Here is a 15610-nt window from a genome sequence, read left to right on the forward strand (position 1 = left end):
AATGGCCTCCGAAAGACACCCTGTGAAAGTTTAGAGAGCGATCACAGGGTGTCAGGGGGTAGCCATTTCATTAGTGGTTCAGTGTTGCTGCGGGAGTTGTGTCTGGATCAGCTATAGTGCCGCGCGGGTTTTGTTATGGAGACATCCCATTGCGTATTGTTTTGCTCATCTCGGCCTGGCTTCTGAGCTTCGGCGCCATCGCGGCACCGGGCGATGTGGCGACGCTTGATCGAAGCACCTGGCCAGAAAAACTCGGCAACCCGACGCTGTTCGATGTGGCGTCGAGGGCTGAGATCCTCATGTTTTCCAGTGTGCTGCTGACCAGCGAGTCGCTGGATGAACCCGCCCTTGCCCAGCGCCTGGGCCTGCGCACGATCAATCTGGAATCGGTCAACCGGGTTCGCCAGCGCATGTGGCAACGGCTGCTGGCCAACTACAACTTCGCCCAACAGAGTTGCGACCAGGATGCCTCCTTCTGTTTTCTGGTCGAAGACATGCCCACCCTGCGCGAGCAGGCCGCCAGGTTCCAGGTCAGTGCAGACAGCTACTACATCAAGTGGGCCGAACCGAGCCGTGTGTTCCACACCCAGTACCTGGACGAGCAGTTGCGCAAGGCCGCGCTGTTCCCGCAAACCAGCAGCGAAGTCGATCGTTTTGGCGACTATGAGCGTACCGGCGACGAGATGCATGACCGGCTTTTTCTGCTGACCTTCGACAGCGCCGCCAACGCAGTGCCGGATAACACCGCCTGGGTCACCGAGTACCTGCGCAAGTCGAACATGAGCGGGACGTTTTTTGTCCTCGGCAAGGACATCCAGGCCCGATTGGCCGAACATTCGGTGAGTGACCTGCAAGCGACTTACTCAACCCAGTGCATCGGCGTACAAGGCTGGGAGTTCCGCTCCCACAGCCACTGGCAGGACTGGCAAGACTCGGTGCGCCGCAGCGCCGAACTGGTCAAAAGCAAACTGCCGGAGAACTACGTGCCGCTGTTCCGTCCGCCTGATGGCCAGCGCCGTTCCGATGCCGAAGGTTTCTTCAAGGCTCAGGGTTTGCAGGTAGCGCTGTGGGACATCGACGCCCAGGACGGCGCCGGCAAACTCAAGGGCAGCCCGAGTGCGCAACGGGTGTTGACCCTGATGCTGCTGTGGCGGCATGGGGTGATCAATTTCAATGTGAAACAGGATGGCGTGAAAACAGCGTTGCCGTGGCTGGTCACGCAAACGGCGCCTGTCGGGATCGGCTGGGAGGATTGCCAGGATGCGTTTCGCTAAAAACGACAAAAGCCCGTAAACATTGGGCTTTGGGCAATTTTGGGCGGGAATTCGATGCAGGTTGACTTCCGACTGTAAACGGGTGATGGCAGTCCGCCAAGTGTTATTGGTCACTCTGAAAAATAAACTTCAAAAAAGCGTCAAAGTACTTTTTTCTGTCACACGTTTTGGAGTATTACGAAGGCAGACCGCCGAAACCTGCAACACAGGTGGCGTCTCCCAAGACCCAGCTATGTAGGCAGAACACTTGAGTCCCCGCAGGTGTATTCGGTAGTCACTTCGAGGCGCAGCACCGTCAGGGTATTGCGTCGACTGGCTCCCACAAAGGTGACCGAGTATGGATGATCACGGACGTAGCTCTTCTTCCAACCAGCCAATCCTTTATGTACTCGATACCAACGTATTGATTCACGATCCAAACGCGCTGCTTAACTTCGAAGAACACCACGTCGCGATCCCGATGACCGTGCTTGAGGAGCTCGACAAGCTCAAGAGCGGGCATCACAGTGTTGCTGCCGAATGCCGCCAGGCCATCCGCCTGATCGACAAGACCCTGGGCGATGCCTCACCCGAGGATGTCGAGCAGGGTGTGCCGATCCAGCGTGGCAAAAGCGGACCCAAGGGTTTGCTGTCAATTCTGATGAGTAAACATGCCGAGCCGAACCTGATTCTGCCCGAGCACCTGAATGACAACAAAATCATCAATCAACTGATCGATCTGCACACGCGCGACCCGAAGAAGCCCGTGGTGCTGGTCACCAAAGACATCAACATGCGCCTCAAGGCGCGCGCCTGCGGGATCGCGGCCGAGGACTACAGCACCGACCAACTGGTCGATGACGTTTCCTTGCTGCCCAATGGCTACCACAACATGACCGGCTCCTTCTGGGACCGTGTCAGCAAGGTCGAAACCCGTCAGGACCACGGCCGCACCTGGCATCAGGTGCAACTGATCGACAACCTGCCGGCGGTGCATATCAACGAGTTCATCATTGATGAACAGGGCTTTGTCGGCTGGATCAAGGAGATCGAAGAGGACCGGTTGCTGATCCTCGACCTGCACCAGGAACCGCTGCTGCACCAGGAAGCCTGGGGCCTGAAGCCGCGTGATATCTATCAGAGCCTGGCGTTGTACGCCTTGCTCGATCCGGATATCCACCTGGTCAACCTGTCAGGTGCCGCGGGCTCGGGTAAAACCATCCTGGCGCTGGCCGCTGCGATCGAGCAGACCATGGTCAGCAAACGTTATCGCCGCATCATCGCCACCCGCAGCGTGCAGGGCCTGGACCAGGAAATCGGCTTCCTGCCCGGCACCGAGGCGGAAAAAATGGAGCCGTGGCTGGGCGCCATCACCGACAACCTCGAAGCCTTGCACATGGATGACGAAAGCACCCATGGCAGCGTCGACTACATCCTCAGCAAAGTGCCGTTGCAGTTCAAATCCCTCAACTACATCCGGGGCCGCAGCTTCCAGCAGAGCCTGATTTTGATCGACGAATGCCAGAACCTCACGCCGCACCAGATGAAAACCATCATCACCCGTGCCGGCGCCGGTTCCAAAGTGGTGTGCCTGGGCAACCTGGCGCAGATCGATACCCCTTACCTGTCCGCGACCAGCTCCGGGCTGACCTACCTCACTGAACGCTTCAAGGACTTCCCGAACGGGGTGCACATCACCCTGCAAGGGGTACCACGTTCGATCCTGGCCGAATACGCCGAATCGCATTTGTAATCCTCACCAAAACCGGGCGGCCCCACAGCCGCCCGGTTTTTTATGCCCGACACAAAACCTTGTAGGAGCTGGCTTGCCAGCGAAGGGGACCCTGAGGCTTACGTTGAATTCAAGGCCATCATCGCTGGCAAGCCAGCTCCTACAGGAAAGCGTCCGTTCGATAATCAAGCGTGCGGAAATCTGACCCGCAGGTTTACAATCGACGCTCCTGATCAGGAGTAATCCCGTGCTGACTCATCTCGATTCCCAAGGCCGCGCCAACATGGTCGACGTCACCGAAAAAGCCGTGACGTTCCGTGAGGCGACGGCCCAAGCGCTGGTGCGCATGCTGCCCGAAACCCTGCAGATGATCGTCAGCGGCGGCCACCCCAAGGGTGATGTGTTTGCCGTGGCGCGCATTGCCGGCATCCAGGCTGCAAAGAAAACCAGCGATCTGATTCCCTTGTGCCATCCGCTGATGCTGACCGGCGTCAAGGTCGAACTCAGTGCCGAAGGCGACGATTCAGTGCGCATCGTGGCGCGCTGCAAGCTGTCCGGGCAGACCGGCGTCGAGATGGAGGCCCTGACCGCCGCCAGTGTCGCCGCGCTGACAATCTACGACATGTGCAAGGCCGTGGACCGCGGCATGACCATCGAAAGTGTGCGTCTGCTGGAGAAGGTTGGCGGCAAGAGCGGTCATTTCCAGGCGGAGCAGCCATGAACGTTACCGTGAAGTTTTTCGCCCGTTATCGTGAAACCCTGGGTCTGGACTCGGTGAAGGTTGAAGGCGATTTCGCCACCGTCGACGACGTCCGCGCACTGTTGGCCCAACGAGACGGTGCCGAGGTATTGAGCGAGCAAAATCTGATGTGCGCCCGCAACGAAGACCTATGTCAGCTCGACGAGCCGGTCAGCGAGGGCGATGAAGTGGCGTTCTTTCCGACTGTGACCGGAGGCTGAAGCATGGCCATCCGCGTGCAGTCCACCGCGTTCGACCCGGGTGCCGAAGTCAACGCCATGCACGATGCCAATGTCGGCGTGGGTGCAGTGGTGAGTTTTGTCGGTTACGTGCGCGATTTCAATGACGGCCTGGACGTCGCCGGGATGTTCCTCGAACACTATCCCGGCATGACCGAAAGAGCCTTGGGCAAGATTGCCATCGAGGCTGAACAGCGCTGGCCCTTGCTCAAGCTGGAAGTGCTGCACCGCATCGGCACCCTGGAGCCGGGCGAGCCGATTGTTTTCGTCGGCGCGGCCAGCGCCCATCGTCAGGCGGCCTTCGATGCCTGTGCCTTTGTCATGGATTACCTGAAAACCCGCGCACCGTTCTGGAAGAAAGAAAACACCAGCGATGGGCCGCGGTGGGTGGAAGGGCGTGACAGTGATCATGCGGCGGCGGATCGCTGGAAGCAGTAACTCCTGCGGCGTTCTCAAGTCAGCCTTCGCGAGCAAGCCCGCTCCCACAATGGGTTGTGTACGACACAGATCCAATGTGGGAGCGGGCTTGCTCGCGAAGGGACCATCTGACTCACCCAATACCTTGCAGAACCACCACCCGACCATCGGCCGGCACGGGCAGCATTTGCCTGATTGACGACCAATACATAAAAGTCCAAGATGGAATTATAAGTACAAAAAAGGTTTCCGCCCGTTTCAGCTCTTTCTTCTGTCTTGCCAAACCAACAACAACCGCGAGAAAACGAACATGAAGAAGTTCCCCCTCATCACCGGTCTGGCCCTGAGCCTGTTGGCGTGCAGTTCTGTGTTCGCCGCCGAGAAAACCCTGCGCATCGGCATCGAAGCCGCGTATCCACCGTTCGCTTCGAAAACCGACAAGGGCGAGATCGTCGGTTTCGACTACGACATCGGCAACGCGCTGTGCGCGCAGATGAAGGTCAAGTGTGTGTGGGTCGAAGGCGAGTTCGACGGTCTGATTCCTTCCCTGAAAGTGAAGAAAATCGACATGGCGCTGTCGTCCATGACCATCAATGAAGACCGCAAGAAGTCGGTGGACTTCACCCACAAGTACTATTTCACTTCGTCGCGCCTGGTGATGAAGGATGGCGCGGTGGTGGATGACCAGTACGCCAGCCTCAAGGGCAAGACCGTTGGCGTGCAGCGCGCCACCACCACTGACCGTTACGCCACCGAGGTGTTTGAGCCCAAGGGTATCAACGTCAAGCGCTACAGCAACAACGAAGAAATCTACATGGACCTGGCAGCCGGTCGCCTCGATGCGATTTTTGCCGACACGATTCCCCTCAATGACTTCCTGTCGATGCCGCGTGGCAAGGGTTACGCCTTTGTCGGGCCGGAGCTGAAAGATCCGAAGTATGTGGGCGAGGGTGCCGGGATTGCAGTGCGCAAGGGCAACACCGAGTTGGTCAGCGAGCTGAACACGGCCATCGACGGTATTCGCAGTAATGGCGAGTACCAGAAGATTTCCGAGAAGTACTTCAAGTCCGACATCTACGGCGACTGATAGTCCGCTTTCGCGAGCAAGCCCGCCCCCACATTGGTTCTGTGTCGTACACAACCCAGTGTGGGAGCGGGCTTGCTCGCGAAGAGGCCTGATCAGGCAGCACAAATCCCAGGGGTTTAGGCCTTCAATTCCTTCAAATGCTTGTACACCGTCGCCCGGCCCATGTTCAGTACATTGGCCACGTAGTTCGATGCGCTTTTGCCCTTGAACGCACCTTCGGCATGCAACGCCAGCACCAGCTCACGCTTGTGGTCGCGGGTCAGCAGATTCAGGCTCAACTGACGTTCGCGCAGCCAGGCGTGGAGGAAGGTGTTGATCCGTTCCTGCCAGTCATCGCGAAACAGTGAGTCCGGTTGCGGGATCAGCTTGGTTGGCGACAGGAACAGATCCAAAGCGGCCTTGGCATTCTCGAACAGTGAAATATTCAGGTTGATGCACAGCACTGCCAGCGGATGACCCTCGCTGTCGCGTAGCACCGTGCTGAGGCTGCGAATCTTCTGACCATCCCAGTTGAGCTTTTCGTACGGTCCGATGTTTCGTTCGCTGACATCGTCGCTGAGCATGTCTTCCAGCGCCGAGTCGTCGCCGATTTCGCGCTTGGACAGGTTGTTGGCGATGTAGTCGACCTTTTGCGTGCGCAGGTCGTGCAGCACCACTTCGGCGTGGGGAAAGAACAGCGTGGCGATGGCATCGGCGATCGCCCGGTAGTTATCCAGCGACGTGGTGTCCGGGGCCGAGTCTTTTTCGGGGGCGTTCATACAGTGGAACTCCAGGCAGCGTCAGCGCCCCATCAAAGGGGCGCTGAAAGTGTGCCGTAATCGTGGGGACACGTCACCTGAGGATCAGGATCAGCCGAGGCGGGCGGGGGAGAGCATTTCGGCATTCAGGCCGAAGCGGCCGAGCGACTCGGGCAACGCTGCGCCGCGTACCAGTGCCGCGCTGGCCTGGCCCATGGCGGGCGAGGTCTGGATGCCATAACCGCCTTGTGCCGCGACCCAGAACAACCCCGGCACCTGTGGATCGAAACCGGACAGCAAGTCGCCGTCGCTGACGAAGCTGCGCAGACCGGCCCAGGTCCGGGTCGGGCGGCGAATGCTCAGGGTGGTGGCTTCTTCGATCTGGTAGATGCCCATGGCAATGTCCAGCTCTTCGGGCTGCACGTCGTGGGGTTCCACCGGGTCGGCGTTGGCCGGCGAGCCGAGGAACATTCCGGCGTCGGGTTTCATGTAGAAGGATTCGTCGAGGCTGACCAGCATCGGCCAATGGTGGATGTCCACGCCTTCGGGGCCGGCGAAGATGAACGCGGCACGGCGTTTTGGTTGCAGCCCCAGCGGCTTCGCGCCAGCCAGTTCGCCGATCTTGTCGGCCCAGGCACCGGCGGCGTTGATGATGATCGGCGCGCTGAACGTCTGGCTGTTGGTCTGAACGTGCCATGTGCCTTGGTTATCGCGGCTCAGGCTGACCACTTCGCTGTCGGTATGCACTTCGCCCTGGTTGCGACGGATACCGCGCAAATAGCCCTGGTGCAGGGCATCGGTGTCAATGTCGCTGGCGGTCGGATCGTAGATGGCGCCGTGGACTTTTTCCCGGCGCAGGATCGGCACCAATGCGCAGGCCTCGTCGACGCCGAGCAATTGCATCTCCGGCACCGTGGTTTTGGCGCTCTGGTATTGCCTGTTCAGTTCGTCCGGGTCACCGGTCAAGTCCACGGTCATTTCGCCACGTGGAGTCAGCAGCGGGTGCTCGCAGAAACCGCTGGGCGGATTGTCGAAAAAGTCCCGGCTGGCCAGGGTCAATGCCCGCACTTGCGGGGTGCCGTAGGCCGCGGTGTACAGCGCCGCCGAACGACCGGTGGAGTGATAGGCCGGATGGGATTCGCGTTCGAGCACAATCACGCGGCCATGCTGCGACAACCAGAAACCGGTGGAGGCACCGGCAATACCGCCGCCGATGATGATGAAATCTGCCTGGCTCATGAACGTCTCCTGTGAAGCGCGATGCCGAAATTGTAGTGATCCCCTGTGGGAGCGGGCTTGCTCGCGAATAGGGTCTGACATTCACCTACGATGGCGACTGACAAACCGCTTTCGCTGGCAAGCCAGCTCCTACAGGGTTGTGGTGTCAGTGCGGCAGGCGGTAGATGGCATTGGCCAGCGCAATGTCTTCCAGGCCGAGGCCGATGGAGCGGAAAAACACGTGGCGATCGTAATCCGGGCGCTGGACTTTTTCGCTGAGCAGGTCGGGCAGGTCGCCGACAATCGCGCTCTTGTCCCAACCGTGCTGCTCGGTGGCGATCAGCATTTCACCGGCCGCGCCCGGGGTGGTCAGGCGATAGTCGCAGAACACCTGCATGTCATTGAGGCTTTGCGGCGGCACTTCGTGGGCACGCGGGGCGTTGGTGCTGATGGAGGTGATCAGCGCCGGTTTGTGCAAGCTCGATGGATCGATCACCGGACCGGCGGATGAGGTGCAGAGCATGATGACGTCGGCGTCCTGAATGGCGGTTTCGCGACTGTCGACGATGTTCAGGCGTGGCTCGATGTTTTTCAGCAGGCTCACGGTCTCGGCATCATCGCTCAGGCTCGGCGAGTACAGGTTGATGCTCTGCCAGTTGCGCAGGCCTTTCACGTAATTCAGGTGCGCCTGCGCCACTTTACCGCTGCCGATGATGGCCAGGCGATTGGCCCTGAGCGGCGCGAGAGCATCGACCGCCACCGCCGTAGTCGCTGCGGTGCGTGCCGTGGTCAATTCGCCTGCATCGCACAGCAACAGCGGCTGGCCGCTCTGCATCGACATCAACAGTGTCCACGCCGTCACCAACGGTCCCTGTTCACGGACGATGTACGGCGACGTTTTGATCCCGTATACGCCGTCTTCGGCCAGCACACCCAGGTAGTTGATGAAGTCGCCGGCGCCCTGGGGAAACTCCACCAGTTGTTGTGCCGGTTGCACGGCTTGCCCGGCCGCCAGGTCACGGAACATTTGGCGCAGGATCTGCGGCACGTCGACCTGCGCCAGCAACTCGCGAGCTTGGTGTTGGTTGATCACTTGGGGCGTACTGGACATGGTCGGCTCCGGGACTGAAGGTAAACTAATTTGTCCATTATGGACTTTTAGTTTTATCTAACAATATCCGGGCGAAAAAAAAGCGCAGTCCGTTTCCGGCTGCGCTTGTCTTTTCAGCGTCGTTTAGTGCGGACGCTTGCGCTCCACAGCCCGCAACAAGTGGGTCGGTGGTGTTTCACAGCTGATCTTGCGACCCAGCTTTTCTTCGATGGACGGTAGCTGATAGGAGTCATCTTCACCGGCAAAGCTGATGGACACACCGTCGGCACCGGCACGCCCGGTCCGTCCGATGCGGTGCACGTAGTCGTCCGGCACTTCCGGCAGGGTGAAGTTGATCACGTGGCTGATGCCGTCGATGTGAATACCGCGACCGGCTACGTCGGTGGCGACCAGGACGCGGATCTTGCCTTCGCGGAAACCTTCCAGGGTCTTGATGCGCTTGTGCTGCGGCACGTCGCCGGACAGTTGCGCGGCATTGATGCCGTCGCGGACCAGGCGTTCTTCGATGCGCCGCACTTCATCCTTGCGGTTGGCGAAGACGATCACCCGCTCCCAACCATTGTCGTTGACCAGGTTGTAGAGCAGTTTGTATTTGTCGGCACCGGCCACCGCGTAGATGTGCTGTTCGACGTTTTCGTTGGCCACGTTCTGCGACTCGATCTCGACGATCGACGGGTCGGTGGTCCATTGCTTGGCCAGGTTCATCACGTCTTCGGTGAAGGTCGCGGAGAACAGCAGTGTCTGACGCTCGGACTTCGGCGGCGTCTGGCGAATGATCTGGCGCACTTGCGGGATGAAGCCCATGTCGAGCATGCGGTCGGCTTCGTCCAGCACCATCACTTCGACCATGTCCAGATGCACGTCGCCGCGCTGGTTGAAGTCCAGCAGGCGGCCCGGTGTGGCCACGAGGATGTCGCAGTGGCGGGCTTCGAGGTGCTTGAGCTGCTTGTCGAAGTCCATGCCGCCGACGAAGGTCATGACGTTGAGGCCGGTGTACTTGGTCAGGTCGGCGGCGTCCTTGGCGATCTGCACCACCAGTTCCCGGGTCGGCGCGATGATCAGCGCCCGTGGCTCACCCATGTAGCGCTCTTTCGGCGGCGGGGTTTGCAGCAACTGGGTGATGATCGAGATCAGGAACGCAGCGGTTTTGCCGGTACCGGTCTGGGCGCGGCCGATGGCGTCTTTGCCGGCGAGGGTGAAGCCCAGCACCTGGGCCTGGATCGGCGTGCAATACGGGAAGCCCAGGTCGTGGATGGCATGCATCAGTTCAGGGGCGAGCTTGAAATCGTGGAAGCGGGTTTTGCCTTCCTGGGGCTCGACAACGAAGTCTTCGAGTTTCCATGGGATGACCGGCGCCTTGGGCTTGGGTTCGCGGCGCGGTTTGGCGGGTTTCGGCGTTTCGCTGTGTGGCTGTTCCGGGGCTGTTACTTCCGCAGGCTGGGCAGCTTTTGCGGTCTTCGGCTCATGCTTGGGTGCAGCAGCGGGGGCGGCCCGTTCAGGCTGATTACCGTCGGTGCGGTGGCTGGGAGCGTGAGACGCAGCGCTGGGAACTGGCGCGAGTTGCTCAGTCTCGCTTTTACCGAACATTTTCTTGAGTGCTTTGAGCACGGTCATCTCATCAATTGGTTAAGGAATGTACGCCGGCCAGTGTAATGCAAGAATCGGGCGCGGCGTAGTGGGATGGATCAAAGGGGCCTTTTAAACAAAGAAAGGAACCTGGATGCTTAACGCAAACGCTCGGTGAGCCAGGTGCCGATGTCGCGAATTTCTTCGGGTAACACTTCGTGGCCCATTGGGTATTCCTGCCATGTCACGGTGACACCACGCTGTTTCAAATGCTCGTAGGCGCTGCGTCCCATCGAGTTTTGCACCACATCGTCATATTGGCCGTGCATCGACAGTACCGGAATGCGCTGCTGGCTGGCCGACAGTTCCAGTTCATTGCTGAAGGTTGGTGCATAAGTAGAAAGGGCAACGATGCCACCCAGTGGTCCCTGCCATTTCAGAAAAGCGGTGTGGAAAACCACCGCACCACCCTGTGAAAAACCAGCCAGGAAAATCCGCGAGGCGTCTATTCCGCTGGCTCGCTGCGCCTCAATCAATTCGATGATCCAGTTCGCGGACTCTTCAAGTTGTTCGCGATTGATCGCGCGCGCCGGGCTCATGGCCAATATGTCGTACCAACTTGGCATCTCGTAACCGCCATTGATGGTCACGGCGCGGCTCGGTGCCTGGGGCAAAACGAAGCGGGTGCTCAGCAGGCTTTCCTGTAGCGCTTCGGCCACCGGCAGGAAGTCATAGCGGTCGGCGCCCAGGCCATGCAGCCAGATGACGCAGGCGTCTGCGGTCTTGACGGGTTCAAGAATCAAGGGGTTGGTCATGGCTGCTCCAATGTTGTGCGCGCGCGCTCATTAAGTGCGTGATCCAAGTGCGCGTCTGGTTGATCCGTTAAGAAGATGTCGCAAGCGTACAAGTTTTGCTATTGACCTGCTGCTGAACCGCTTTAGTAGGCGGTGTGGTACGAGCTTTGCTATGGGGAAACGGTGCAACCCATCTCGCGCCCGGCGGTAACACTATCAGTGTACTGCCGACTGTGGGATAGCAATGAATCCGGTGATGGATGTTCGCCAATGGCCGCTACGGGGCTTCGCGAACGTGAAAGGGCTACAGCCCGTTCGGCCGACTGGTGAGAGTGAGTTTTCCATGATGTGGATTTTCTCCTACTAGACTCAAAGCTAACGTCTTACGTCGGTTGACCCCAAAACAAGCCAACACGGGTCAACTACGCCTCAAAAGGGTGCGACAGGACTCACGCTCCGACACAACAAGAGCAAAACTGGAGGTTTGAATGAAGATGTTGAAATCCACCCTGGCTATCGTGACTGCAGCCGCGGTACTCGGTGTCAGCGGGTTTGCCCAGGCGGGCGCAACCCTGGATGCAGTGATGAAGAAAGGTTTCGTGCAGTGTGGCGTCAGCGATGGCTTGCCAGGCTTCTCGGTTCCGGATTCCACCGGCAAAATCGTAGGTATCGATGCTGACTACTGCCGTGCAGTAGCGGCTGCCGTCTTCGGCGACGCGACCAAGGTCAAGTTCAGCCAGTTGAACGCCAAGGAGCGCTTCACCGCGCTGCAATCCGGCGAAATCGACATTCTGTCGCGCAACACCACCATGACCAGCTCCCGTGACGCGGGCATGGGCCTGAAATTTCCTGGTTTCATCACTTACTACGACGGCATCGGCTTCCTGGTAAACAACAAGCTGGGCGTGAAAAGCGCTAAAGAGCTGGACGGCGCGACCATCTGCATCCAGGCCGGTACCACCACCGAACTGAACGTTTCCGACTACTTCCGCGGCAACGGCCTGAAGTACACCCCGATCACGTTCGACACCTCCGACGAGAGCGCCAAGTCGCTGGAATCCGGTCGTTGCGACGTACTGACCTCCGACAAATCCCAGCTGTTCGCCCAGCGCAGCAAGCTGGCTTCGCCGAAGGACTACGTGGTTCTGCCGGAAACCATTTCCAAGGAGCCCCTGGGCCCGGTCGTGCGTAATGGTGACGACGAGTGGCTGGCTATCGTGCGCTGGACTGGCTACGCCATGCTCAACGCTGAAGAAGCCGGCATCACTTCGAAGAACGTAGAAGCCGAAGCCAAGGGCACCAAGAACCCTGACGTTGCCCGTCTGCTGGGTACCGACGGTGAATACGGCAAAGACCTGAAAGTGAAGAAAGACTGGGTCGTGCAGATCGTCAAACAAGTCGGCAACTACGGCGAAGTGTTCGACAAAAACCTCGGCAAGAGCACTCCGCTGGAAATCGACCGCGGGCTGAACGCTCTGTGGAACGCTGGCGGCATTCAATACGCACCACCAGTGCGCTGATGGTTCTATCACCCGGTGGGCCAACCACCGGGTGATGTTCTGTTCCATTATTTCCGGGGCACTTCATGCAAAATTCAATCGGCGCACCAAAGCAGAGGCTCAGCCTCAGCGATCCACGAGTGCGTGCGTGGGTATTCCAGATCATCACGATTATCGGGGTGGTCTCGCTGGGCTGGTTTCTGTTCGACAACACGCAAACCAACCTTCAGCACCGGGGCATTACCTCCGGTTTCGACTTTCTTGAGCGCAGTGCCGGTTTCGGTATCGCCCAGCACCTGATCGACTACACCGAAGCGGACACTTACGCCCGGGTGTTTGTCATCGGCCTGCTCAATACCTTGCTGGTGACCTTCATCGGCGTGATCCTGGCGACGATCCTGGGGTTCATCGTCGGTGTGGCACGGCTGTCGAAGAACTGGATCATCGCCAAGTTGGCGACGGTGTACGTGGAAGTCTTCCGCAACATCCCGCCGCTGCTGCAGATCCTGTTCTGGTACTTCGCGGTGTTCCTGACCATGCCGGGGCCGCGCAACAGCCATAATTTCGGCGATACCTTCTTCGTCAGCAGCCGTGGCCTGAACATGCCGGCGGCGTTGATGGCGGACGGCTTCTGGCCGTTTGTAATCAGCATCGTCGTGGCCATCGTTGCCATCGTGCTGATGAGCCGCTGGGCCACCAAGCGCTTCGAAGAAACCGGTGTGCCGTTCCACAAGTTCTGGACCGGCCTGGCGTTGTTCCTGGTGATCCCGGCCTTGTGCGCACTGATCTTCGGTGCACCGCTGCATTGGGAAATGCCGAAGCTGCAAGGCTTCAACTTCATCGGCGGCTGGGTACTGATCCCGGAACTGCTGGCGCTGACGCTGGCCCTGACCGTTTACACCGCGGCGTTCATCGCCGAGATCGTACGTTCGGGCATCAAGTCAGTCAGCCATGGTCAGACCGAAGCGGCGCATTCGCTTGGCCTGCGCAACGGCCCGACCCTGCGCAAGGTGATCATCCCGCAAGCGCTGCGCGTGATCATTCCACCGCTGACCAGCCAATACCTGAACCTGGCGAAGAACTCCTCGCTGGCGGCCGGTATCGGTTATCCGGAAATGGTCTCGCTGTTTGCCGGTACGGTGCTGAACCAGACCGGTCAGGCGATCGAGGTGATTGCCATCACCATGAGCGTGTACCTGGCGATCAGTATCAGCATTTCCATGCTGATGAACTGGTACAACAAGCGCATTGCGCTGATCGAGCGGTAAGGAATAGCGCATGAGTACTCATACTTTCAAACCTGACATGCCTCCACCGGGCCGCAGCATCGGTGTGGTGGCGTGGATGCGCGCGAACATGTTCTCCAGCTGGCTCAACACCCTGCTGACCCTGTTTGCGTTCTACCTCATCTACCTGGTGGTGCCGCCGATCCTGCAGTGGGCCATCCTCGACGCCAACTGGGTGGGCACGACCCGCGCCGACTGCACCAAGGACGGAGCTTGCTGGGTGTTCATCCAGCAGCGTTTCGGCCAGTTCATGTATGGCTACTACCCGCCGGAACTGCGCTGGCGCGTGGACCTGACGGTGTGGCTGGCGGTCATCGGCGTGGCGCCGTTGTTCATCTCGCGCTTCCACCATAAAGCGGTGCACGGGCTGGGCTTCCTGGTGTTGTACCCGATCATTGCCTACTTCCTGTTGCATGGCGGCATTTTCGGCCTGACCAACGTGGCGACCAGCCAGTGGGGCGGCCTGATGCTGACCCTGGTCATCGCCACCGTCGGTATTGCCGGTGCGCTGCCGCTGGGGATTGTCCTGGCCCTGGGCCGTCGTTCGAACCTGCCGGCGATTCGGGTGGTCTGCGTGACCTTCATCGAGTTCTGGCGCGGTGTGCCGTTGATCACGGTGCTGTTCATGTCCTCGGTGATGCTGCCGCTGTTCCTGCCCGAAGGCATGAACTTCGACAAGCTGCTGCGGGCGCTGATCGGCGTGATCCTGTTCCAGTCGGCCTACGTTGCCGAAGTGGTGCGCGGTGGCCTGCAAGCGATTCCCAAAGGTCAGTACGAAGCGGCGTCAGCGATGGGGCTGGGCTACTGGCGCAGCATGGGCCTGGTGATTCTGCCGCAAGCCCTGAAGCTGGTGATCCCCGGCATCGTTAACACCTTCATTGCGCTGTTCAAGGACACTAGCCTTGTGATCATCATCGGCCTGTTCGACCTGCTCAACAGTGTCAAGCAAGCCGCCGCCGACCCGAAATGGCTGGGCATGGCGACTGAAGGCTATGTGTTCGCCGCCCTGGTGTTCTGGATTTTCTGTTTTGGTATGTCGCGCTATTCCATGCATCTGGAACGCAAGCTCGACACTGGCCACAAGCGCTAAGTCGCTACCTAATTTAGGAAGTTTTGTGATGAGCGAAGCAATCAAACAGCCTGTGAGCCCTGAAGGCATTATTCAGATGCAGGGCGTGAACAAGTGGTACGGCCAGTTTCACGTACTCAAGGACATCAACCTCAACGTCAAGCAGGGCGAGCGAATCGTCCTGTGCGGCCCGTCGGGTTCCGGCAAGTCCACCACCATCCGCTGCCTCAACCGTCTGGAAGAACACCAGCAGGGTCGCATCGTGGTCGATGGCGTGGAACTGACCAACGACCTCAAGCAGATCGAAGCGATCCGTCGTGAAGTCGGCATGGTGTTCCAGCACTTCAACCTGTTCCCGCACCTGACCATTTTGCAGAACTGCACCCTGGCGCCGATGTGGGTACGCAAGATGCCCAAGCGCAAGGCCGAGGAAATCGCCATGCACTACCTGGAGCGCGTACGCATTCCGGAGCAGGCACACAAGTACCCGGGGCAACTGTCCGGTGGCCAGCAACAGCGTGTGGCGATTGCCCGTGCACTGTGCATGAAGCCGAAAATCATGCTGTTCGACGAGCCGACTTCGGCACTCGACCCAGAGATGGTGAAAGAGGTGCTGGACACCATGATCGGCTTGGCCGAAGACGGCATGACCATGCTCTGTGTGACCCACGAAATGGGCTTCGCCCGCACCGTGGCCAACCGCGTGATCTTCATGGACAAGGGCGAAATCGTCGAACAGGCCGCGCCAAACGACTTCTTCGACAAACCGCAGAACGAGCGCACCAAGCTGTTCCTGAGCCAGATTTTGCATTGATCGGATTCAGCCAGTGAAATAAACCCGGACTTGTTCCGGGTTTATTTTT

15 protein-coding genes are annotated in these 15610 nt (G+C 59.2%); 10 read left to right on the top strand and 5 right to left on the bottom strand.

All coding sequences use genetic code 11. The annotated features are described in order from the left end of the window. Window positions 1-149 precede the first annotated feature (149 nt). The 6 genes from AC07XF_RS07670 (at window position 150) to AC07XF_RS07695 (ending at window position 5467) form a co-directional block, all read left to right on the top strand. Window positions 150-1274 carry a polysaccharide deacetylase family protein gene (locus AC07XF_RS07670; protein ID WP_495026030.1) on the top strand — a complete coding sequence of 375 codons (1125 nt, stop codon included), beginning with the start codon at window positions 150-152 and terminating at the stop codon, window positions 1272-1274. Between the two features lie 337 nt (window positions 1275-1611). Beyond that, window positions 1612-3006 carry a PhoH family protein gene (locus AC07XF_RS07675; RefSeq protein WP_007972659.1) on the top strand — a complete coding sequence of 465 codons (1395 nt, stop codon included), beginning with the start codon at window positions 1612-1614 and terminating at the stop codon, window positions 3004-3006. 226 nt (window positions 3007-3232) lie between these two features. Further along, window positions 3233-3706 (top strand): cyclic pyranopterin monophosphate synthase MoaC, encoded by a 474-nt coding sequence (gene moaC / locus AC07XF_RS07680; protein WP_007972660.1) that lies wholly within the window; start codon window positions 3233-3235, stop codon window positions 3704-3706. Next, window positions 3703-3945, top strand: coding sequence for a molybdopterin converting factor subunit 1 (gene moaD, locus AC07XF_RS07685; RefSeq protein ID WP_495026031.1), 243 nt, complete (start codon window positions 3703-3705; stop codon window positions 3943-3945). The genes moaC and moaD overlap by 4 nt, the downstream gene beginning before the upstream one ends. Window positions 3946-3948: 3 nt before the next feature. After that, window positions 3949-4401, top strand: a complete 453-nt coding sequence (moaE, locus tag AC07XF_RS07690; protein WP_495026032.1) for a molybdopterin synthase catalytic subunit MoaE — start codon at window positions 3949-3951, stop codon at window positions 4399-4401. Window positions 4402-4690: 289 nt separating this feature from the next. Beyond that, the gene (locus AC07XF_RS07695) at window positions 4691-5467 is read left to right on the top strand and encodes an ABC transporter substrate-binding protein (RefSeq protein WP_495026033.1); all 777 of its coding nucleotides are present in this window, start codon (window positions 4691-4693) and stop codon (window positions 5465-5467) included. A gap of 116 nt (window positions 5468-5583) precedes the next feature. Here the strand turns inward: AC07XF_RS07695 and AC07XF_RS07700 are convergent, their stop codons facing one another. From AC07XF_RS07700 to AC07XF_RS07720, 5 genes are all read right to left on the bottom strand, one after another. After that, a complete protein-coding gene (locus AC07XF_RS07700; protein WP_495026034.1) occupies window positions 5584-6225 on the bottom strand; it encodes a helix-turn-helix transcriptional regulator in 642 nt (213 codons plus the stop codon). Window positions 6226-6315: 90 nt separating this feature from the next. Beyond that, a complete protein-coding gene (locus tag AC07XF_RS07705) occupies window positions 6316-7443 on the bottom strand; it encodes an NAD(P)/FAD-dependent oxidoreductase (RefSeq protein WP_495026035.1) in 1128 nt (375 codons plus the stop codon). Window positions 7444-7588: 145 nt separating this feature from the next. Continuing rightward, the gene (locus tag AC07XF_RS07710; protein WP_495026036.1) at window positions 7589-8533 is read right to left on the bottom strand and encodes an ornithine cyclodeaminase family protein; all 945 of its coding nucleotides are present in this window, start codon (window positions 8531-8533) and stop codon (window positions 7589-7591) included. Between the two features lie 123 nt (window positions 8534-8656). Next, entirely contained in the window at window positions 8657-10147 is a 1491-nt protein-coding gene (gene rhlB / locus AC07XF_RS07715; protein ID WP_495026037.1) for an ATP-dependent RNA helicase RhlB, read from the bottom strand. A 110-nt stretch (window positions 10148-10257) separates the two neighbouring features. Beyond that, a complete protein-coding gene (locus tag AC07XF_RS07720) occupies window positions 10258-10914 on the bottom strand; it encodes an alpha/beta hydrolase (RefSeq protein WP_495026038.1) in 657 nt (218 codons plus the stop codon). Window positions 10915-11381: 467 nt separating this feature from the next. Here AC07XF_RS07720 and AC07XF_RS07725 point away from each other — a divergent pair, with 467 nt between their 5' ends. The 4 genes from AC07XF_RS07725 to AC07XF_RS07740 all read left to right on the top strand — a co-directional run bounded on the left by AC07XF_RS07725 (window position 11382) and on the right by AC07XF_RS07740 (window position 15561). Further along, on the top strand, window positions 11382-12413 hold the full coding sequence (locus AC07XF_RS07725) for an amino acid ABC transporter substrate-binding protein (RefSeq protein ID WP_310054074.1): 1032 nt from the start codon (window positions 11382-11384) through the stop codon (window positions 12411-12413). A gap of 65 nt (window positions 12414-12478) precedes the next feature. Further along, a complete protein-coding gene (locus AC07XF_RS07730; protein ID WP_007989975.1) occupies window positions 12479-13660 on the top strand; it encodes an amino acid ABC transporter permease in 1182 nt (393 codons plus the stop codon). A 10-nt stretch (window positions 13661-13670) separates the two neighbouring features. Next, window positions 13671-14768: an amino acid ABC transporter permease gene (locus tag AC07XF_RS07735; RefSeq protein WP_007989977.1), complete on the top strand. Its 1098-nt coding sequence runs from the start codon at window positions 13671-13673 to the stop codon at window positions 14766-14768. Between the two features lie 28 nt (window positions 14769-14796). Then, complete coding sequence (locus tag AC07XF_RS07740) at window positions 14797-15561, top strand: amino acid ABC transporter ATP-binding protein (protein ID WP_007989979.1); 765 nt, start codon at window positions 14797-14799, stop codon at window positions 15559-15561. Window positions 15562-15610 lie beyond the last annotated feature (49 nt).

The organism is Pseudomonas sp. GW821-FHT01C01, from assembly GCF_059422645.1.